Source organism: Pedobacter sp. UYP30, assembly GCF_040547165.1.
In the GTDB taxonomy this organism is placed as follows: Bacteria; Bacteroidota; Bacteroidia; order Sphingobacteriales; family Sphingobacteriaceae; genus Pedobacter.
Genome location: NZ_JBEPPD010000003.1, coordinates 320,662 through 340,688, shown reverse-complemented (window position 1 = coordinate 340,688; position 20,027 = coordinate 320,662). Strand labels below are relative to the sequence as shown.

Genomic DNA, 20,027 nt, shown 5'->3' with positions numbered 1-20,027 from the left:
CTTTTTTTGCTGCGCGATGTTTTTTAGCTAGCGGTATAAAAAAAGTGCAATCATTTAGTAATCCTAATCGGTAATTAAAAAGTGGTCAAAAGTATCGCCTCTAAGCCCCAAACGAATGGTTTCTAACGGAATAACTTCTGATGGCGCAATGTTGCCCAAGTTTACGTTCGCCCCAATAAGTTTAATAAACCAAACTTGTTGCTCTTTTTGAGGCGCTTCCCAAATGATACTTTCTGCTGGTATTTGGGTTAAAATCTCATCAACCAAGCCCTGTCTAACTTCTCCATCGCCCCTATAAATACCTACGTTACCACCTTCTCTAGCTTCGGCAATAACCTTCCAAGCTCCAGCTTCCATTTCGGCTTTCATCAGTTTTATCCACTTGTACGGAGCAAAAATTTTGGCTGCATCTTTACTGCCTACCTCAGAGATTACCGTAACTTGTTTTGCCAATTCTATGATGTAGTTGCATTTTACTTCATGCTCAATTTCTATCGAGCCATCAGAAACTTCGGCAAACTCCATTCCGTATTCATCTAAAATACGCTGGTAATCTGCAAACTGGTCGCGAACAATAAAGGCCTCGAAAAGCGTACCACCAAAATAAACTGGTATACCGGCACTTTTATACAGCGCCAATTTCTCTTTAAGATTTGGGGTAACGTGCGAGGTTGCCCAACCTAATTTTACAATGTCTGTATAAACGCCAGCAACTTCTATAAAGTCCTCGGTCTGGCGTAAACTCAATCCCTTGTCCATTACCATGGTAAAGCCACTTTGACGGGGCTTTACCATTCTTTCAGGGGTGTTTTTTAATGGGTAATTCATACGGCTACAAATTGAAGAAAATTTTTACACTTTTTATGTAAAATTTTTTTTCGGTATTTTATCTAAAATATCTGCTAATTAAATCTACTATGCCACGGTTGTCTTGCAGTTGAGGCAAATACTCGAATAAAATATAATGCTTATCTGGATCTGTATTTAAAGCGGTTTCCAAGTAGCTCAAAGCTTCATTTTGTTGGCCCATTGCAAAAAGATACGCAACCATCCTATAATACAATTCTGCCGCATCTGGATTGTGCTTTATGGCTTCAGAAATAATTTCCGAAGCTTCTAAAATCTTTTTTTGCTCATACAAAACGGTGCTATAATCTAACCAAGCCTCTATATCTACTGGGTTGTACTCCAACACCTTCTCATAAGCCTTTACAGATTCCTCAATTTGGTTAAGTTTATAGTAAGCATCGGCCATTGCAAACCAAAAATCTGCATTTTCGGCTTCGACGTCTAGCGCTTTTTTATAAAAGTGCAACGATTCGAAATAGCGTTCCTCAAAGTTAAGGGTAACGCCAATACCAAACCAAGCATCCGCCATTTTTGCATCCAACTTTACCGATTTCTTGTAATAAGAACGCGCCTCATCCATTTTTTCGAGCTTCTCGTAGCACTCGCCCATAGCACAATAGGTATCGGCATTAGGCTGCTCATACTCAAAAGTCTGCTTATAAACCTCTATGGCTTCAGTAAATTTGTCTAATTGCACCAATGCGTTTCCTTTGTTAAAGTAGGCCGAGCTAAAATCTTCCCTAATCAATATGGCATAATCATAAGCATCGATCGCTTTTTCAAAAAGATCTAACTTATGGAAACTATTGCCCAAATTGTACCAAGCTGCGTAAGAATACGGATCTGTATCTATGTATTGCTCGTAAAACTTAATGCTTTCTTCTTGCTTGTCTAATACATCATAGCAAAACGCCAATTCATACAGCCCATCTTGGTTTTCCATATTCTGTTCCAAACTGAGTTTAATGTACTTAATTGCACTTTCAAAATCAGACATGCTTTGATAAACATAGGCCATTTGCAGTAAAATCTCGTCGGTAATTTCTGCAAGACCCAATGCTTTTTGGTAATTTTCTATGGCCTCATCAAAACGTTCTTTGGTTTGATAAATATTGCCACGCATCAAATAAATATCGGCTTCTGATGGTTCTAAAAGCTCTGCACGTTGCAGGGCTAAAAAAGCTGCATCGTAATTGTTGGTCAACATCCATAAATGCGCCTGTTTTATTAAGAATACAGTTGCGTAGGGATGTTGGCTGATGGCAAAATCTACCACTTGCAACGCCTTTACGGGATCATTTTTTTCGATGTAAAAATCTACTATATATTCAAAAGCATGCGAATCAAAAAAATACTGGTCTTTATTTCGGAGCATTTCTTCGTAACGTTCCACTGAACGTTGGGCATCTTCATTCGATTCAAAAAAGAAATCTTCTTCCATGTGTGTGTTGTTAAAAGAACCTACCTTTGAGAACGTTTATGAGCGTTAAAAAGGAAATTTATTATAATTTTACAGCATTTTGCCATTAGCGAGTAAAAAAATTATTAACAGCATTCTACATAAACCGCGTAAACTACTGATAGAAAACCTATTAAACACCCTTTCTGATTGTGAAAAACTACAAGAACGGTTCTTTTTGTTCGCCGCAAAAATAAAGTATTTTTCCTGATGCTCGGTAAGCGATAAGTAAAAGATGGCTATTGAACAAATGCAGAAGTCGGGAAAGCAGCTGAATTGGTTAAGCTAATTTATCGTTTAGATGATCATCTTCTGATATTAAAGTTGTGATGTCTGGGAGATTTTGGGTAAACCAATCTGGCAGAGCCTCAGGCCTGACTGAAAATTCTATTGATTGGTTTACTTTCTTGAATAAGATTCGATGATTAATCTCGGATGTATCTATTATAATTAAATCGTCAATCATTTTATGATAAACATCAAGCTTTTCCAGGTTTCCATAAAAATTGTTTTCTAAAGTTATAGGATCCACATAATGACCTCCTTCACTTGTTCTTTCAGTTACACGAAATTGAGAAAGATTGGGGTTTTCCAAACCGAAAAAAATAAGATGAACATGATAACCAGCAGCGGCGAAAGCTTTTGGCGTATTCCAGGTTTCATGATTCGTAAAATGACCTTCATAAATATAATGGTCATTAGTTCTCAACGCCTTTTTTGTCTGCTTATGGAAAAGGTCGACTACATATTCTAATGCTTCTTTACGCGCATATTTTGCAGACCTAGTTATTGCCGGGAACAACTCTTTAAGCTTTTTTGTATATAGTAAATCTCCATCAAAAATATGGTGCGTTGCCAAAAGTTCCGCTGGGAGATACTCTGTCCAACGGTAGATTTTCCAGCTCCGTTTGACCCAGTGATGATGTACAAAGAGGGCATTAATACATTAATAAAGGTCAAATTCTCTTCTTATCGCCTGAACTTGTAAGTCTGTCAATTCACGAATTACGATGAATGACCTTAATGTTGGCGATACCTTAACTATCTTTATAGATTTATCGGGGTATTCTAAGTAGCTCTGCTCTTTTGGCAACCTTTTAGACCATACCAAAAATGGCTTACCGTTTTCTAGCTTTTGTTTCCTAAGGCGCTGAACGGCTGTTTTACTTACCAATTTTAAATCTTCAATTGTTCCCATTATACTTTTGTACGATACTCAAATATAACAATTCTTTACCAGATCTGTACTGATTCACTATTACTTTTTACTGGCTCAAGTTGAATTAATGAAGCTGAAGACCAACAAATTGGTTGTTTTAGGGAAGTATGGATTTTTTTTGTAAAAAGAGAACGAATTTATTATAAAACCCGCTCCCTTCCACTTGCTTTTACTTACTTTTTCTCCGCGGCATACTTACAGCTAAACTTTTTATACCTAGTTAAGATGGCATAGCCAATATTTTGCATTTATTTCCTTAATTTTGAATCAAAAAAAATGCTATGTATAATATTTTAAGAAGTGCACACTCGGGTTGGCGATATATTGTTTTAATATTATTATTACTTGCGGTTATAAAAGCGGTTTCTGGTTGGCTGGGAAACAAAACCTACACACCTGGCGATAAGAAATTAAATCTTTTTACACTGATCAGTGCACACATTCAATTGTTGCTTGGTTTAGCATTGTATTTTATGGGCGATTGGTATCAAAAAGATAGTTCAAATGCTGCTGTTCGATACTTTAAAATGGAGCACATTAGCATGATGATATTAGCCATTATTCTAATTACCATCGGCAACTCTAGGTCTAAGAAAGTAGTTGAAGGCGTTGCAAAACACCGCGCAATTTCTATATTTTTTGGCTTAGCGCTTATTTTAATTGTGGTGGCTATTTTGTTAATGGTTAAAAGTGTACCAGGCAAAAGCTTTTTTGGGATGGGATAAATATTCTGCCTTACTACGTTTTGCAATACAGCGTAAGTTCAATTTTGCATGTTCCTTACTTTCTTTGCTGCAAATTATGTATGTTTAAAGTCTAATCACTTATAAAATATGAAGTCACCGATTGTAAATGGATTGAGTATTGCTTGGCTTGTTTTTACTATTTTAGGTGCGGCTTTAAAAATTTTACATATTGGAGGTTCTCTTATTGCTCCTATTTGTTTATCTCTGTCATTTTTACTAAGCGTAGTACTCCTATTTATGGTATTTAGAAAAATAATGAGCATTTAAGTTTACGCATTATTAAGCTGCTTGCAAGGACATAAGAACAATCGTGAGGATAAGGCATTTTTAAATCGAATTTGACAGCAATTTGTGTTCAATCGTAGTACTTTCAATTTTGCTTTCCCCCATCTTTTCCAAAAAATATTTTGAGTTCTCATAATTCTTTATATTTTTGCTGTAGATGAACAACAGAAATTATACATGGCTTTGGCGTAACAATTTAAAAATTAATTGTGCCTGGTGCGTATAGCGAAAATATTTTATCAACCTAAACCAACAAAAACCCAGCGCAACATAACGCTGGGTTTTTTGTTTTAAATTCAACTCGCCCATTAAATCCATTGCTTTATTTGCAATAACAACATCAAAAAAAATGTATAAAATTAATACCCAATACAAAAAACTACTTGCAGATACCACCACGCCTGTAAGCATTTACCTGCGCTTGCGTGATGTTTTTCCAAATAGCATCTTGTTAGAAAGTTCTGATTATCATAGCAGAGAAAATTCTATGAGTTTTGTTTGTGCCGATCCGATAGCGGGCATCATACTTAAAGGAAATCAACTGGAAACTTACTTTCCAGATGGAAGTGTAGAGATAAGAGAAACCGAAAACCTGGTAACAGAAATTGAGACGTTTAAAAACAAATTTAAGGTTACAGAGATTCCAGAGATAAAATTTATCAGCACCGGGCTGTTCGGTTATTTTAATTGGAATGCTGTTCAGCATTTCGAAGACATTAAATTTAAGGCAGAAACGCCCCACGGGGAGGAGATTCCAGAACTTCAATACCATTTATACCGCTACCTTATTGCCATAGATCATTTTAAAAACGAGATAACCCTTTTTAAAAATAGTTATGAGGGCGAATTAGATGAAGGCTTAGATAAAATGCAATACCTCATTCAGAACAAAAACTATCCAGAGTATAAGTTTAACATCAAAGGAGAAGAAACCTCCAACTTGGCCGATGAAGATTTTATCGCGCTGGTAGAAAAGCTTCAAAAGCATATTTTTAGAGGAGATGTGTTTCAAATTGTGCCTTCCAGGGCTTTCAAGCAATCCTTTACGGGAGATGAGTTTAACGTGTACCGGTGTTTACGTTCAATTAATCCATCACCATATCTATTCTATTTCGATTACGGCAATTTTAAGTTGTTTGGTTCATCGCCAGAGGCACAAATTACCATTAAAGACAATCATGCCAATATTTTCCCAATTGCCGGTACCTTTAAACGGAGCGGCAACGATGCCGAAGATGCCGAACAGGCAAAACGCTTAGAACAGGACCCTAAAGAAAGTGCAGAACACGTAATGCTGGTAGATCTTGCCCGCAACGATTTAAGCCGACATTGCAACAAAGTAGAAGTTAAGTCTTTTAAAGAGGTACAGTATTATTCTCATTTAATACATTTGGTAAGCAAGGTGAGTGGCCATTTACAATCAAACGTTCACGCTTTTGATGTGGTTGCAGATACCTATCCTGCTGGCACATTAAGCGGTGCGCCAAAATACAAAGCCATGCAGTTGCTAGACGAAAACGAAAGTTTGGGCAGAAACTTTTATGCCGGCGCAATCGGTTTTATGGGCTTTAACGAAGATTTTAACCACGCCATTATGATCCGTACTTTTATGAGCAAAAACAACGAACTTCACTACAGGGCCGGCGCGGGCATTGTGGCAGATTCTGTGCCCGAAAGCGAACTGCAAGAAGTAAACAATAAAATTGCTGCTTTGCGCAAAGCGATAGAAATGGCCACGGGGATTTAGATTTAAACAACAATGGAAAATAAAGATACAATAAGCAACAAAAGGGTTTTGGTTATAGACAATTACGACAGTTTTACCTATAACCTGGTGCATTTAATTAACGAAGTTGGTTTCGAGGCCGAGGTTTGGCGAAATGACAAATTCGACCTGGAAGAAGTGGAAGCTTATGATAAAATTTTGCTCTCGCCAGGGCCAGGCATTCCAACAGAAGCAGGTTTGCTTTTAGACGTAATTAAAAAATATAGCAATACCAAAAGTATTTTTGGTGTTTGCTTGGGGCAGCAAGCCATTGCAGAGGCTTTTGGCGGCACGCTCTTCAACCTCGGCAGACCCATGCATGGCGTTGCCACACCTGTTACCGTAACCGATGGTGAGGAAAGTTTGTTTTGGGAATGCCCACAAACCATAAATGTGGGCAGGTATCACAGTTGGGTAGTAAGCGATGAAAACCTACCATCTTGCTTAAAGATTACTGCCCGAGACCACAGTAACGGTATTATGGCACTTCGGCACGAAAGTTTAGATGTACGCGGTGTGCAGTTTCACCCTGAAAGCGTACTTACAGAATACGGCAAAAAGATGATGGAAAATTGGCTGAGCCTCCCAACCTCCTAAAGGGGAGCTGAAAAACAAGCTGGAATAGCGAAAAGTAAAATAATATACATGAATAGAAATTCAGGTCTCCCTTTAGGGGCGGAGGGGTCAATACTAGATAAAATAGTTGCCCGAAAAAAAGAAGAACTTGCTTCTGCAAAGCAGCTTGTTAAAATTATAGATCTAGAGCAATCAGTTCATTTCCACCGGACCCCACTTGTCTTTAAAAAATTTTTATTGGCCGAAGACCGTTCTGGGATTATAGCAGAATTTAAACGTAGATCGCCTTCTAAAGGATTGATCAATGGCATAGCCGACGTTGCAGAAGTGACCAATGCGTATAACAAAGCTGGTGCATCTGCCCTTAGCGTGTTAACTGATGTAGATTTTTTTGGCGGAACTACAGATGATATTTTAGCAGCCAGAGCGGCTAATGACATACCAATTTTAAGGAAAGATTTCATTATAGACGAGTACCAAATTTTAGAAGCAAAAGCTTGGGGCGCCGATATCATCTTACTAATTGCAGGAATATTATCGCCAATAGCGATACAAAAACTTGCAAAAACGGCTAAAAGTTTGGGCTTAAATGTTTTGTTAGAGGTACACAATCTGTCCGAATTAGAGCGCAGCATTTGTGCCGATTTAGATGCCATTGGTATAAACAATAGAAACCTTTCAGATTTTACAGTAAACATTCAAACTTCTTTCGATTTGGTAGACCAAATTCCAAAAGAGTTTTTAAAAATCTCAGAAAGCGCCATCAGTGGCCCAAAAATTATAAAAGATCTAAAAAGCGTTGGCTTTCAAGGGTTTTTAATAGGGGAGAACTTTATGAAGACCGAGGATCCAGGAAAAGCCATGAAAGATTTTGTGGTGCAGATGGTTTAACTTCAATTCAAATTACAAAAATATATCTACATAACCCGATAATACATTATCAACTTCTTTAAAATGACCCACCCAGCTTTTTCACAAAGAGGTGTCTTCGGCACAGGCATTCCAACGAAGGGGGATTGCCGATGTACTAAAAAATGTGAGGGGCAATCCCCCTCTTACAAAGGGGTGGTCGCGGACCGGGGTGTTCAATTAAAGAATAAACCACAGGTCTACACAATCAATTTTAAAGTCTTAAACTTTTACATCTTTACAATTAAACCAACCCAATTTTGGCTTCTTTATTGCGTATATTTGTTTTGATATATGAGCACACAAAAAATGTATGATACCGCTGCAGCACAAGAAAGAGTGGTGTTGGTAGGCGTTGTTACTCCGGGCGAAAAAGAAGCCCAAACAAAAGAATATTTAGATGAATTGGCTTTTTTGGTTCAAACTGCCGGCGGAAAAGTAGAGAAAGTATTTACTCAAAAAATGCTAAAACCAGATCGTGCAACTTTTGTTGGTACAGGAAAGTTAGAAGAAATTAAAGCTTATGTAAAAGCAGAAGAGATAGACATGGTGGTGTTCGATGATGAATTATCGCCCTCTCAACTGCGTAACATTGAAAAAGAATTTGGGGTTAAAATCTTAGATCGAAGTATTTTGATTTTAGATATTTTTGCCAATCGGGCACAAACCGCACAAGCCAAAACGCAGGTAGAGCTTGCGCAATTGCAATATATGTTGCCAAGGCTTACCAGAATGTGGACCCACTTAGAGCGCCAAAAAGGTGGTATTGGCATGCGTGGCCCAGGTGAAACACAAATTGAAACCGATAGACGAATTATTTTAGATAAAATTTCGCTATTAAAAGAACGCTTAAAGCATATTGATCGGCAGAACGAAACACAAAGAAAAAATCGTGGAGAACTTATTCGCGTTGCGCTTGTGGGCTACACAAATGTGGGTAAATCTACCATTATGAACATGCTAGCTAAATCAGAAGTGTTCGCAGAGAATAAGCTTTTCGCTACATTAGATACCACGGTGCGCAAAATGGTGATAGACAATTTGCCATTTTTACTTAGCGATACGGTTGGATTTATTCGCAAGCTGCCCCACCATTTGATAGAATGTTTTAAATCTACGTTAGACGAAGTGAGAGAAGCAGATATTTTGATTCATGTGGTAGATGTTTCTCATCCAAATTTTGAAGACCAGTTATTTACCGTTAACGAAACGCTTAAAGATATTGGCGCAATAGACAAAGAAATCTTGTTGCTTTTTAATAAAATTGATGCTTATGTTTCGCCAGAAATAGACGATCTGCAAGCACTAGAAGATGGCAAAATGTCTTTGCAGGATTTTAAAAACAGTTGGATGAGCCGTGGAGATGTACCAACGTTATTCATCTCCGCCACCGAAAAAGAAAATATAGAAGAGTTTAAAAGCGTTTTATACGAAATGGTAAGTGCAGCAAACAATGTTAGGTACCCGTATAGCAGAAATTTGCTTTATTAATTGAAAAGAGAGCGAAGAAATGGTTTTCCATCGCTTTGCGTAAAAAACAAATTAAATAATTATGGAAAGTAAAAGACAGCGAAAATTTGCTGGTGTTTTGAAAGAGGAATTGGCAGAAATCTTTCAGCGAGAGGGCGGATCCCTGCTACCAGATACCTTGGTAACCATTACCAGTGTGCGTGTATCGCCAGATTTAGGTGTGGCAAAAATTTACCTCAGCTTTTTTAACACGAAAGATACAGAAGCTTCAATCAATATCGTAAACTCGCACAATGGAGAGATTAGATATAAATTGGGCGCCCGCATTAGAAACCAAGTAAGGGTTATACCAGAGTTGAACTTCTTTGTTGATGATACCAACGAATATGTAGAACGGATGGACCATCTCTTTGATCAAATTGCAAAAGATAAAAATGAAGAAACCCAAGAGGATTAGCTAAAACTCGACTTGAAAAAATTAGAAAGTATTCTAGCAGCCCAAGCCACAACTATTGGCAAAGTGGTAGATTATAATCAGGGAAAAGATGACCTGATTCACTTAGATTGCACAAGCAATAACCAAGAGTTGAGCGATAAACAACTAAGTGACACCTTGCTTTACGCTACTTGGATGGAGGAAAAACTAGCGAGTGCTAAAGCTAAATACGGAATAGGCGGATACAGTGAACACAGAGATATTTACAAACGAAGTAATCATTTCTCAGCAACAGAGGAGGCTCGCCGCCTGCATCTTGGTGTAGATATTTGGGGAAAGACTGGAACTCCAGTTTACAATTTTTACGAGGCAAAAGTGCATAGCTTTGCCAATAACGACCATTTTGGGGATTATGGAGCAACGATTATTTTAGCCTATTGTATTGAAGGATTAACTTTTTATGCGCTTTTTGGTCATTTAAACTCTGCGTCTTTAATCGGCTTAACAGTCGGCGAGGTTATCCCGAAAGGAAAACAGTTTGCTGAATTTGGAAATGAAAAAGAAAATGGTTCTTGGCCTCCGCACCTTCATTTTCAACTTATTTTAAACATTGGCGATTATTTTGGCGATTACCCCGGTGTTTGCAAATTTAGCGAGCGCGAGCAGTATTTGGCAAATTGCCCAAATCCGGAGCTTGTTTTGCGGCACAGTTTTGGTTCGATTAGCGCGGAATTTTATGCGTAAATTAGTGTAATGAAAAAATTATTGGCCATTTGCTTTATCTTATACTGCACTATTGCTACAGCGCAATTGCGATTTAAAAGTAGCCCAGATGGTTTTGCCAATTTTTTAAAGCAGAACACCATTTATCCGCCTTTTTCTAAAGACAATTGCATCCAAGGCACAACAGAAATCCGTTTTAAACTAGATGCAGAGGGAAAGGTGTACTTCTCTGAAATTAGCAAACGCATTGGCACCGATTTGGACGAAGAAGCGTTGCGACTGGTACGCATGAGCAGCGGAAAATGGCTAGTACCGTCTGGTTACGACACGACGACTTACGTGGTGGTTCCAGTAAAATTTACGCTGCAAGGATACAATTGCGAAACAAAAAGCCAACAAGAAATAAACCAGGCCATCAACCAATATCAAGTAGAATTGGGCCAGATAAACACCATAGAAAATTTCTATAAGAACTTCGATGCCGCAAAACCTGGGCAGGAACAGCAAATTGTTAAATTGAAAAATCAGTTGGGTATTGATGATGATTATCTGAGTGAACGAATTAAAATGGCATTAAAGAAAATTAAACAGGGTGACAACCAGGGTGCTTGTGAAGATTTTAATTTTGTAAAAAATATGGGAAGCAATCTTGCCGATGACTATTTAAAGAAGTATTGCAAATAAATGCGTGCGCTGACAAAAATTTTCGCAGCTTTCGATCTAATATCCATCATTCTGCTGTTTCAACCTGTTTTAGATTTGATGAAACATTTCGACGAAGTTCCTGACAGTCTTCTGTCGCAAGCAAGAGTTTGGCTAACGTTCCCACTGTTTCTTTCGCTATTCGCATCGGCCATTGGCTTAGCGCTGTTTAAAAAATTTGGGTGGATTGCCTACTATATCCAATTCCCTTTTCGCCTGGTGTTATGGGTTTTTTCTATCGGTTTCATTACGCTATTGCCAGAATGGTTAAATTTATCAGATGGATGGTTTAACGCGCTGTTTAGAATATGTATTATTGCCGAGTTTTTTAGGCTGTATTTTACCGTTAAAATTCATAGGAAGTATTTTTAATTAAACCTGTCTTCTAAAAATTCGGTTGCCAAATATTTTTTGTTCTTAGCTTATCTTCACTTTAGCAATTACGGCTTCGGTTTGCTGTAGTTGGGAAGTCTTTGTTCCTTGCTCTTTGTTCCTTATTCCTTATTCCTTATTCCTTCTACCGTTTCCCACCTTCAGCCCTCAATCTTTCCTCCTTCCAAAATCACACTTATTGCTGCTGGCATAATCTCTGCGTGCACTTTATCTACTTTGCCCAAATATTCTCCATCTACCTGAAAATGGGTTTTCTTTCTAGCCGTTATCGTTACCTCGCTGGCCTGCAACACCTCAATTTTTTCTGGGTTTAAGGGCAAACTGGTTATCCACATTTTTAAAATCTCATAATACGAGTATTTCTTTACAAGCACTACTTCAAAAAGCTTGTCATCTAGCTTTCCCAAAGGATTTATTTTCAGACCAGAACCATACATGGTCGCATTTGCTATTGCAACCATTGCGGCTTTAGTATTTATTATTTCACCTCCCAATTTTAAGCTAACCTGCATCTTTTTATGATTTAGCAAAGCAAGCCAAGCTGCTTTTGCGTAACCTAACATTCCGCGTTGTGGTAAGGCGTCGAAAATTTTAATTAGGTAAGCATTAAAGCCCATGTCTGCTAAGTGGATACAGATTTCGTCGTTTACCTTAACTACATGAATCGCCTTTGGTTTGCCTGTTTCTATTAAATTTAATGCGCTCGGAATATCTAATGGGATTCCTAGTTCTTTGGCCATTCCGTTTGCGGAACCCGTTGCAACTAGCCCGATTGGTATGGATTTGTGCAGTACACACTCCGCCACCAGCTTTAAAGTTCCATCGCCGCCAACGGCCACAACCCTGTCTGGATCAGAATTGCTTATTTTTTCTCTAATTTTCGCTAAAGAGCAATCCTTCGGCAATTCATAAAAATCCAATACAACATTCCGCTGTAAGAAATGCTCAGAAATAATTTCTTTAAAGTTTTGGTTATGATTGCCCGACCCGGGATTTATGATAAATAACAGTTTCATTCTATTAAGCCCGTTTGTGGTAAAGTACTTTACAAACAACTTTGCACAAACTCTGTTTTAAAATTATGAGGGAAGCGGTTAGCGTAAAAGTTTATCATGGTTACGGCCACACCCAAAACTTGGTTGTTTTTGGACATGTATTTAAAGGTAGGGCAAAAATTAACCAGCGCTTTAGCAATAATCTTTTGATTAATGCATGCAACTTAGTTAAACTTTTTATGGTTAAACCTTTTGCGTTTACCAATATTAAACTACACTTTTTTGGAAAGACTTTTTTAAATAAAACCGAAGCAGATGGCTTTTTTAAATTCGAATGGCAAGCAAATGAAAAGGTCGCTGCCGGCTGGCACGAAGTAAAAATAGATGCTTTAAATGAAGCAGGAGATGTTATGGCAGAAGGCTTTGGTAAGATATATGTGCCACATATTACGCAATATGCCTTTATTTCTGATATAGATGACACGGTGGTTAATTCTTACTCGGCTACTCTTTGGCGGAGGTTAAAGGTACTTTTGACCAAAAATCCGCGGACGCGTACCGTTTTCTCATCTACCGCGAATTATTATCAACAATTAGCAGTATCGCACACTACCTTAAATCAGCCAAATCCATTTTTCTATGTAAGCAGCAGCGAGTGGAACCTGTACGATTATTTAACCGAGGCCTTTAAATTCAATCAACTCCCAGATGGCATATTTCTATTGAACACCATCAAACGTTTAAAAGATTTTTTTAAAACCGGGAAAACAGGCCATCAAGGGAAACTGCTTCGTGTAATGCGAGTTTTAGATACTTTTCCAGAACAAAAATTCGTGTTTTTTGGAGACAATTCACAACAAGATCCTCAAATTTATGAAACGATAGTACAGCGGTATCCAAAAAACATTATGGCCGTTTACATCCGTAATGTACGTTTATCAAAAGCAGAAAGCACTTTAGAATTATTAGATAAAATAGAAACGCTAGGAATTTCCACCTGCCTTTTTACCAAAAGCGAGGAAGCCATGGCGCATTCCAAAAAAATTGGCTTGATTGCGGGGGAAGATTTCGCTTGATGGGCTAACACGTTAAAACGGGCACAAATTTTTGTATTTTTGCGGCCATGGCAACAATAAAACCTTCATTGGCAAAAGGCACAAGAGATTTTTCTCCACAAGAAATGGTTAAGCGCAACCATATTTTTAACACCTTAAAACAAGTATTTTTAAAGTATGGCTATGCCGAAATACAAACCCCAAGCATAGAAAATTTAAATACCCTTACCGGAAAGTATGGCGATGAAGGAGACAAACTAATTTTTAAGATTTTAAACAGTGGAGAATTTCTAAACGACCCGAAAAAGAAGTCTTTTGATTTTGCGGGCGAGGAGAACAGCAATAAATTAATCCCGCTCATTTCTGAAAAAGCACTGAGGTATGACCTAACTGTGCCGTTTGCCAGGTATGTGGTCATGCATCAGAGCGAATTAACCTTACCATTTAAACGTTTCCAAATTCAGCCTGTTTGGCGTGCCGATAGACCGCAGAGGGGCAGATATAGAGAGTTTTATCAATGTGATGTTGACGTAGTCGGCTCAGAAAGTCTGCTAAACGAAGCTGAATTTATCCTCATTTATCACGAAGCTTTGTCGCTGTTAGGCTTAAAAGATTTCGACATAAAGCTTAACAACCGCAAAATTTTGTCTGGCATAGCCGAAATTATAGGTAAGCCAGCGCTTATAGTTGCTATGACTGTAGCCATTGATAAGTTAGACAAAATTGGCATTGAAGGTGTAAATAAAGAATTGTTAACCAAAGGATTTACGGAAAAAGACCTAGCGGTTTTGCATCCTATTATTTTATTAAAGGGAAGCAACACTGATAAATTATCGCAGTTAAAAACCTCATTAGAAGCATCAGAAATTGGCCTTAAAGGCGTTGTGGAAATAGAGGAGGTTTTAGAATACCTTAAATTACTTACAACCGATGATTACCAAGAGCTAAGTACCTCCATTCAGTTAGATATTACCTTAGCGCGGGGATTGAATTATTATACCGGCTGCATTTTCGAGGTTAAAACCAACGAGGTTGCCATGGGAAGTATTGGCGGCGGCGGAAGATATGATGACCTTACTGGCATGTTTGGACTACAAAACTTAACGGGGGTTGGTGTATCTTTCGGTGCAGATAGAATTTACGACGTGCTGGACGAGCTAAATCTTTTTCCTGCTTCTACAACAGCAGGAACAAAAATACTGATCAGCAATTTTGATGAGGTTGCGGAGAAGTTTGCCTTACCCATCCTTCAAAACCTTCGATTAAAAGATATTTCGGCAGAATTATATCCTACCGCAGCAAAGTTGAAAAAACAATTGGCCTATGCCGACGCTAAAAACATTCCTTTTGTGTTGCTTATTGGAAGCGATGAAATGCAAAGCAGCTTACTTACGTTAAAAAACATGAAGACGGGAGAACAACAAAAACTTGCCGTAACCGCATTGGTTGATTTCTTAGAAGCGAATACGTTTTAATAGATTTTTGCAAACTGAAACACTCCTAGCATCAAATTTTTAACGGTTGTTAGTTTTAATGGTGTCTGGTTTTATCAGCAAACCCTTTATGTCTCCCTCAACTTCTGGCTCTTTGCCTTTTTTACGTTTTTTAGAGGCAGGAGTAATTCCGCGTAGGCGCTCTTCTATAACTTTATCGAATTCGGTTTTTTGATCGCCTTTTAATACCTCTCTAATGTTGGCGTTTGTTTCGTTTTGGATTTTGTAATATTGATCCGCATCATCATCTCGAGGTGTCCCTGTCTGTTGGCGCTTTATCATCTCGGCCTGTTCTTTAGCTTGAGCATAAGTAAACCGATAAATTACACTTTTCTGGGTGTCGTTTAATTTCAGTCTCGAATTTAAATCATCAACATTTTTCTTTGCCGTTTCTGCTGGAGTAGGTGGCTTTTGCTGGGCTTGCGTAGTTAAACCAAAACCAATTAACGCAAAAAGTATTAAAATTAATTGTCTCATTTTTTTTAAATTACATACAAAGTTACCGATAAATAAGAAACAAAAAAACCCACGGCTTTTTATAACCGTGGGTCGATAAAATCTTTATTGTTTTTTTATAATGCTTTCTTGTAAAGTTCTGATACAGCATCCCAATTTACAACTTCCCAAATAGCCGCTAGATAATCTGGGCGCTTGTTTTGGTACTTCAAATAATAGGCGTGTTCCCAAACATCAATTCCAAAGATTGGCGTTCCTTTAACTTCTGCCACATCCATTAACGGATTATCTTGATTTGGTGTTGATGAAACCTGCAATTTTTTGTCGGTGCCAACAGAAAGCCAAGCCCAACCAGAGCCAAAACGAGTTGCACCGGCTTCTTTCATCTTTGTTTTAAAATCTTCGAAAGATCCAAATGCCTGCTTAATGGCATCGCCAAGTTCGCCTGTTGGCTCTCCGCCTTTGTTAGGCCCAAGTACTTTCCAAAATAAAGAGTGGTTGTAATGGCCGCCTCCGTTATTGCGTACTCCAGTTGGATATTTAGAGATGTGCTTTATCAACTCTTCGATGTCAGAATCTGCTTCTGGCTTGCCTTCTAAAGCCTTATTTAAGTTGGTTACATAACCTTGATGGTGTTTATCATGGTGTATTTCCATGGTTGTTTTATCTATTTGCGGTTCTAGCGCATCTGCTGCGTATGGTAACGCTGGTAATTCAAAAGCCATAATGGATATAAATTAAGTTTATTAAAATGATTCGTTATTATTACAACAAAAGTGCAGGCCAATTGTTCTTATTCTACTTATAGTTTTTATGTTTATTACTGAGCTAGATCTAACGTTTATTCTTAAAAAAGTTCTGCATTAGTATAGCGCATTCCTCTGCTAAAACGCCTGCAGTTACTTGTGTTTTTGGGTGCAATAAATTTGAACCCTTTGATGAATAGCCAAATTTCTCTTCTCGTGCACCATAGACAATCCTAGTAATTTTCGCCCAAAAACTTGCACCAGCACACATAACACAGGGCTCTACAGTAACGTATAACGTGCAGTCGGTTAAATATTTACCGCCTAAAGTTTGTGCCGCCGAGGTAAATGCCTGCATTTCTGCATGCGCAGTAACATCTCCCAATTTCTCTGTAAGGTTGTAGCCCCTACCCACAATTCTATTTTTGCAAACCACTATAGCACCGATGGGAATTTCGTCTTGTGTAAACGCTTTTTCTGCCTCCATCAGCGCCATTCTCATGTAATGCACATCCTCCGCATCCGAGTCCTTGTTCTCAAAATTAAAAAAAGTCATGTGCAAATATAACAATTGCCTTATATCATTTTGCTTCCATTGGGCAGGTTTGCGTCAACTGTAGTAAGAATAATATCACCGTTTTGGTCGGCGAAGCCCGTAACTAAAAACTCAGACATAAATTTCCCTATCTGCTTTGGAGGAAAATTAACAACGCCCACAAGTTGCTTTCCCAATAAACGCTCTTTGCTGTAGCGTTTTGTAATCTGCGCGCTGCTTTTCTTAATTCCCAAAGCACCAAAATCTACAGTTAACTTATACGCAGACTTATTAGCCTCTGGAAAATCCTCAACCATTATTACCGTTCCTACCCGTAAATCAACAGCTTCAAAATCAGTCCATTCAATTTTTTTCATAACACATATTGTAGTTTTTTCTAAGTACATGACAAAAATTTTATTATATTGATATTGAGTTTGTTGAATCCTGACAGCATGCAATTCCGACAGATTGTCTACCCCCTATTTGAATACGCTCACAGCCCTTCTTCCGTGTTTCTTTATTTTGATGGGCTTGATTTGGGTATCGATACAGTTTCCAATCTTGTGGCGCCACACAAAAGATTATGGTTAACGAAATCAGTTTTTCCAACCTGTCTAAAGCGGCCACATGAGTGTCCTCTATATTAAAGCCACTTGATTTCGTCACCTTAAAAAGTGTCTCATGAGACATTTTGGCACACGAATGAATTAAGGTAAACCGACGAAAAACCGATGATTTAACTCCCGATAAGGAAATAGCGTTATTCCCTTAAACTATCGCTTTTTCAATCATCTCCCCACCCATAAACGGATCGGTAGTCGTTCCTTTTTCTGTTTCAATCTTGCCTGCATAACGGTGCTTAAAATCTAAAGCATCATTAACCACACTTATGTCGTACCAGTTTGCACTGTTAGAAAAACTGATTGCTTGTTTTAATTGTTCCATTGCATTAATCGTTATTAACTTTTCGGGTTGATTGTATTTATTATCAATCAACTTAATTTGGATAGGTTCTGTGGAGAAGTTTGCAAACGAAAAAGCGAGTTTTCCTGTTGCCTTTTTACTTAGCAAACCGCCCATTTCTGAGTTCACTTTTACAGATAGTTTAGATGTTTTGTTGTCGCCTTCAAAATGTCTGTAAAATCCATTCGGCCCATGCACAACCAAATTGTATTGCCCATTTTCAAAGTCAGATAGATTAAACTTGTCTTTTAAAACATCTCCGGTTTTAACGCCGTAGGCAAGTATTTTGCCAGGTAAACCTTTAAATTTGTTTAGAACCACCACATTAAAAGGAGCGCTCTTATTTTCAACCGACGCACCAAAGGCAGTTTTTTCTGCGGCAAAAGAAAGTTCGAGTTTTCCATCTATTACTTTCGCATCTGCCGTTAATTGATAAGGCAACGCACAAGCAGGTTTGGTGCCTTGTTCTTGCTTGGGCATTTGCTCCGTGTTGTTGGCAGAAAAACTATCGTATTTGTTTACTTTTTCAATTTCATTCTTACGCAATGGCGTGGGCGCCATTTGTTCTGGCTTGTCTTTAGCATTATTGATACTTTTGACCACTTGAGCTCTCTGCAAAAAGTTTGGAAGTGGCACATTATTCTCTTCCGAAGGCCTAAAAACTGACGTTAAATCTCCGCACATTTCGCGCCTCCAATCGCTTATGTTATGGCTTTTAATTGTTTTGCCAGTTTTCTTTTTCAGCCAACTTTCTAAAAACATTAAAGAAGAAGTATGGTCAAAAACCTGCGAGTTTACAAAACCACCTTTGCTCCATGGCGAAGCAATTATCATCGGTACACGGTAACCGAGTCCAATCGGACTTCCTTTTTCATCCTCAAAATCTGTCGCATAATTTATTCCAGCAGAAACCTTTCCAGTTTCAGAGTCCTTCGGGTTTGGAACCACAAAAGGCGGCTGATGATCAAAATAACCATCATTTTCATCATAAGTATGCACAAAAATGGTCTTTTTCCAAACCTCCGGATTCTTTGTTAAAATATTCATCGCCTCGCTTACATACCAAGTGCCATAAAGCGGCGAGCTTGTATGATCTGAAAAACGCTGCGGTGCAACCAACCACGATACAGTTGGCAGTTTTCCGCTATCTACATCTTTCCGAAACTCGTGGAATATATCGCCCTTCGGCAAACTAACCGTTTCCGTTTTGCCCTCGTCATTTTTATAAGTAAACGGTTCTAATTTTAAATAATCCTTTTCTTCTTTATTCGTGGTGAACGCTTTGTCTATTAAGTTTTTTTCTTTTTGAGAAAGATTGTTGTATTTCGCCGTAACTTCTGCTGCAGTAAGCGGAGGATTTGATAAATGATCTCCGTGTTCACGGAAAAAAGAAGAGAGCTTTACGTTATGCCGTGCGATATATTCTAACGCATTATCACCATAGTTGCCACACCAATCATCGGTTTCATCATCCTTATATTTTGCACTCCAAACCTCATTTTGGTAAACTCGCCAATCTACTCCGTTATCTTCTAGCGTTTCTTGAAAAGTTGGCCAATCTACAAATACATTGTCTCTAGATTCAGCTTGGCTATTGCTTACAGCGGCTACCTTATTCGCGCTATTTTCGCCCCTAATGGTTCCTGTAAAAAAGAAAAGCCTGTTGGGTGTAGTGCCCGTTAAAGCAGAACAAAAATGCTGATCGCAAATGGTAAAGGCATCGGCTAGATCATAATAAAAAGGGATGTCTTGGCGATTGTAATGCGCGAGCGTCAATTTAGATTTTACGGGCACCCATTTATCATATTTTCCATTATTCCTGGCGTCAACTTGGTCATCCCAAGAATGTGGCAAACCGCCTTGCCAGGTAATTTTTGTTTTATTAATATCTACATGGAACGGGAGATAGGTAAAACCTTCCCCATCTTTTTGCAGCCACACTTTATTCCCGTCGGGCTGAATGTGTGGATGTGGATCGTTAAAACCCCTAACACCTTTCAGCTTACCAAACATGTGGTCGAACGATCTGTTTTCCTGCATCAAGAAAACAACATGCTCAGCATCCATAAAAGTAGTTCCTGGCGCAGCACTAATGCTCGCTGCTTTTGCTATCGCCTCTGGCAAAACATTTGTTAAACCAATGGTGCCAGCCAAAAGTGCCGTTTTCTTTAAAAAATCTCTTCGAGTATCTGTAAACATGTTTCGGTCGATTTGTTTTTTTCAACCTAAATTAGGTTTATAGTTATGTC

21 protein-coding genes are annotated in these 20,027 nt (G+C 38.3%); 11 read left to right on the top strand and 10 right to left on the bottom strand.

Translation table 11 applies throughout. From position 1 onward, the window contains the following. Positions 1 to 63 precede the first annotated feature (63 nt). The 4 genes from ABIB40_RS05825 to ABIB40_RS05810 all read right to left on the bottom strand — a co-directional run bounded on the left by ABIB40_RS05825 (position 64) and on the right by ABIB40_RS05810 (position 3,506). The gene (locus ABIB40_RS05825; RefSeq protein ID WP_354356935.1) at positions 64 to 828 is read right to left on the bottom strand and encodes a phosphosulfolactate synthase; all 765 of its coding nucleotides are present in this window, start codon (positions 826 to 828) and stop codon (positions 64 to 66) included. Between the two features lie 58 nt (positions 829 to 886). Next, positions 887 to 2,290 (bottom strand): tetratricopeptide repeat protein, encoded by a 1,404-nt coding sequence (locus ABIB40_RS05820; protein ID WP_354356933.1) that lies wholly within the window; start codon positions 2,288 to 2,290, stop codon positions 887 to 889. Positions 2,291 to 2,588: 298 nt separating this feature from the next. Beyond that, positions 2,589 to 3,167 (bottom strand): zeta toxin family protein, encoded by a 579-nt coding sequence (locus tag ABIB40_RS05815; RefSeq protein ID WP_354356931.1) that lies wholly within the window; start codon positions 3,165 to 3,167, stop codon positions 2,589 to 2,591. A gap of 87 nt (positions 3,168 to 3,254) precedes the next feature. Continuing rightward, positions 3,255 to 3,506 carry a hypothetical protein gene (locus tag ABIB40_RS05810; RefSeq protein ID WP_354356929.1) on the bottom strand — a complete coding sequence of 84 codons (252 nt, stop codon included), beginning with the start codon at positions 3,504 to 3,506 and terminating at the stop codon, positions 3,255 to 3,257. 302 nt (positions 3,507 to 3,808) lie between these two features. Between ABIB40_RS05810 and ABIB40_RS05805 the strand changes: the two genes are divergently transcribed. From ABIB40_RS05805 to ABIB40_RS05765, 9 genes are all read left to right on the top strand, one after another. Further along, complete coding sequence (locus ABIB40_RS05805) at positions 3,809 to 4,252, top strand: cytochrome B (protein WP_354356927.1); 444 nt, start codon at positions 3,809 to 3,811, stop codon at positions 4,250 to 4,252. Between the two features lie 655 nt (positions 4,253 to 4,907). Further along, positions 4,908 to 6,305 carry an anthranilate synthase component I family protein gene (locus tag ABIB40_RS05800; protein WP_354356925.1) on the top strand — a complete coding sequence of 466 codons (1,398 nt, stop codon included), beginning with the start codon at positions 4,908 to 4,910 and terminating at the stop codon, positions 6,303 to 6,305. 12 nt (positions 6,306 to 6,317) lie between these two features. Continuing rightward, complete coding sequence (locus ABIB40_RS05795; RefSeq protein WP_354356923.1) at positions 6,318 to 6,920, top strand: anthranilate synthase component II; 603 nt, start codon at positions 6,318 to 6,320, stop codon at positions 6,918 to 6,920. A gap of 48 nt (positions 6,921 to 6,968) precedes the next feature. Beyond that, positions 6,969 to 7,790 carry an indole-3-glycerol phosphate synthase TrpC gene (gene trpC, locus ABIB40_RS05790; RefSeq protein WP_354356921.1) on the top strand — a complete coding sequence of 274 codons (822 nt, stop codon included), beginning with the start codon at positions 6,969 to 6,971 and terminating at the stop codon, positions 7,788 to 7,790. 312 nt (positions 7,791 to 8,102) lie between these two features. Next, positions 8,103 to 9,299 carry a GTPase HflX gene (gene hflX / locus ABIB40_RS05785; protein ID WP_354356919.1) on the top strand — a complete coding sequence of 399 codons (1,197 nt, stop codon included), beginning with the start codon at positions 8,103 to 8,105 and terminating at the stop codon, positions 9,297 to 9,299. A 61-nt stretch (positions 9,300 to 9,360) separates the two neighbouring features. Continuing rightward, positions 9,361 to 9,735: a 30S ribosome-binding factor RbfA gene (gene rbfA / locus ABIB40_RS05780; protein WP_354356917.1), complete on the top strand. Its 375-nt coding sequence runs from the start codon at positions 9,361 to 9,363 to the stop codon at positions 9,733 to 9,735. A gap of 12 nt (positions 9,736 to 9,747) precedes the next feature. After that, a complete protein-coding gene (locus ABIB40_RS05775; RefSeq protein WP_354356915.1) occupies positions 9,748 to 10,458 on the top strand; it encodes a peptidoglycan DD-metalloendopeptidase family protein in 711 nt (236 codons plus the stop codon). Between the two features lie 9 nt (positions 10,459 to 10,467). Next, positions 10,468 to 11,121 (top strand): energy transducer TonB family protein, encoded by a 654-nt coding sequence (locus ABIB40_RS05770; protein ID WP_354356913.1) that lies wholly within the window; start codon positions 10,468 to 10,470, stop codon positions 11,119 to 11,121. Beyond that, the gene (locus ABIB40_RS05765; protein WP_354356911.1) at positions 11,122 to 11,511 is read left to right on the top strand and encodes a hypothetical protein; all 390 of its coding nucleotides are present in this window, start codon (positions 11,122 to 11,124) and stop codon (positions 11,509 to 11,511) included. A 161-nt stretch (positions 11,512 to 11,672) separates the two neighbouring features. On the opposite strand, the gene ABIB40_RS05760 is transcribed toward ABIB40_RS05765, so the two are convergent. After that, positions 11,673 to 12,548: a diacylglycerol/lipid kinase family protein gene (locus ABIB40_RS05760; RefSeq protein ID WP_354356909.1), complete on the bottom strand. Its 876-nt coding sequence runs from the start codon at positions 12,546 to 12,548 to the stop codon at positions 11,673 to 11,675. 65 nt (positions 12,549 to 12,613) lie between these two features. Between ABIB40_RS05760 and ABIB40_RS05755 the strand changes: the two genes are divergently transcribed. After that, the gene (locus tag ABIB40_RS05755; RefSeq protein ID WP_354356907.1) at positions 12,614 to 13,603 is read left to right on the top strand and encodes an App1 family protein phosphatidate phosphatase; all 990 of its coding nucleotides are present in this window, start codon (positions 12,614 to 12,616) and stop codon (positions 13,601 to 13,603) included. A 47-nt stretch (positions 13,604 to 13,650) separates the two neighbouring features. After that, positions 13,651 to 15,057, top strand: a complete 1,407-nt coding sequence (hisS, locus tag ABIB40_RS05750; protein WP_354356905.1) for a histidine--tRNA ligase — start codon at positions 13,651 to 13,653, stop codon at positions 15,055 to 15,057. A 39-nt stretch (positions 15,058 to 15,096) separates the two neighbouring features. Here the strand turns inward: hisS and ABIB40_RS05745 are convergent, their stop codons facing one another. The 5 genes from ABIB40_RS05745 to ABIB40_RS05725 form a co-directional block, all read right to left on the bottom strand. Beyond that, a complete protein-coding gene (locus ABIB40_RS05745) occupies positions 15,097 to 15,552 on the bottom strand; it encodes a hypothetical protein (RefSeq protein WP_354356903.1) in 456 nt (151 codons plus the stop codon). Positions 15,553 to 15,647: 95 nt separating this feature from the next. After that, positions 15,648 to 16,256, bottom strand: coding sequence for a superoxide dismutase (locus ABIB40_RS05740; RefSeq protein ID WP_354356901.1), 609 nt, complete (start codon positions 16,254 to 16,256; stop codon positions 15,648 to 15,650). Positions 16,257 to 16,365: 109 nt separating this feature from the next. Next, complete coding sequence (locus ABIB40_RS05735; protein ID WP_354356899.1) at positions 16,366 to 16,833, bottom strand: nucleoside deaminase; 468 nt, start codon at positions 16,831 to 16,833, stop codon at positions 16,366 to 16,368. A 20-nt stretch (positions 16,834 to 16,853) separates the two neighbouring features. Next, entirely contained in the window at positions 16,854 to 17,189 is a 336-nt protein-coding gene (locus tag ABIB40_RS05730; RefSeq protein WP_354356897.1) for a tRNA-binding protein, read from the bottom strand. 394 nt (positions 17,190 to 17,583) lie between these two features. Then, the gene (locus tag ABIB40_RS05725) at positions 17,584 to 19,977 is read right to left on the bottom strand and encodes a phosphocholine-specific phospholipase C (RefSeq protein WP_354356895.1); all 2,394 of its coding nucleotides are present in this window, start codon (positions 19,975 to 19,977) and stop codon (positions 17,584 to 17,586) included. Positions 19,978 to 20,027: the final 50 nt, after the last annotated feature.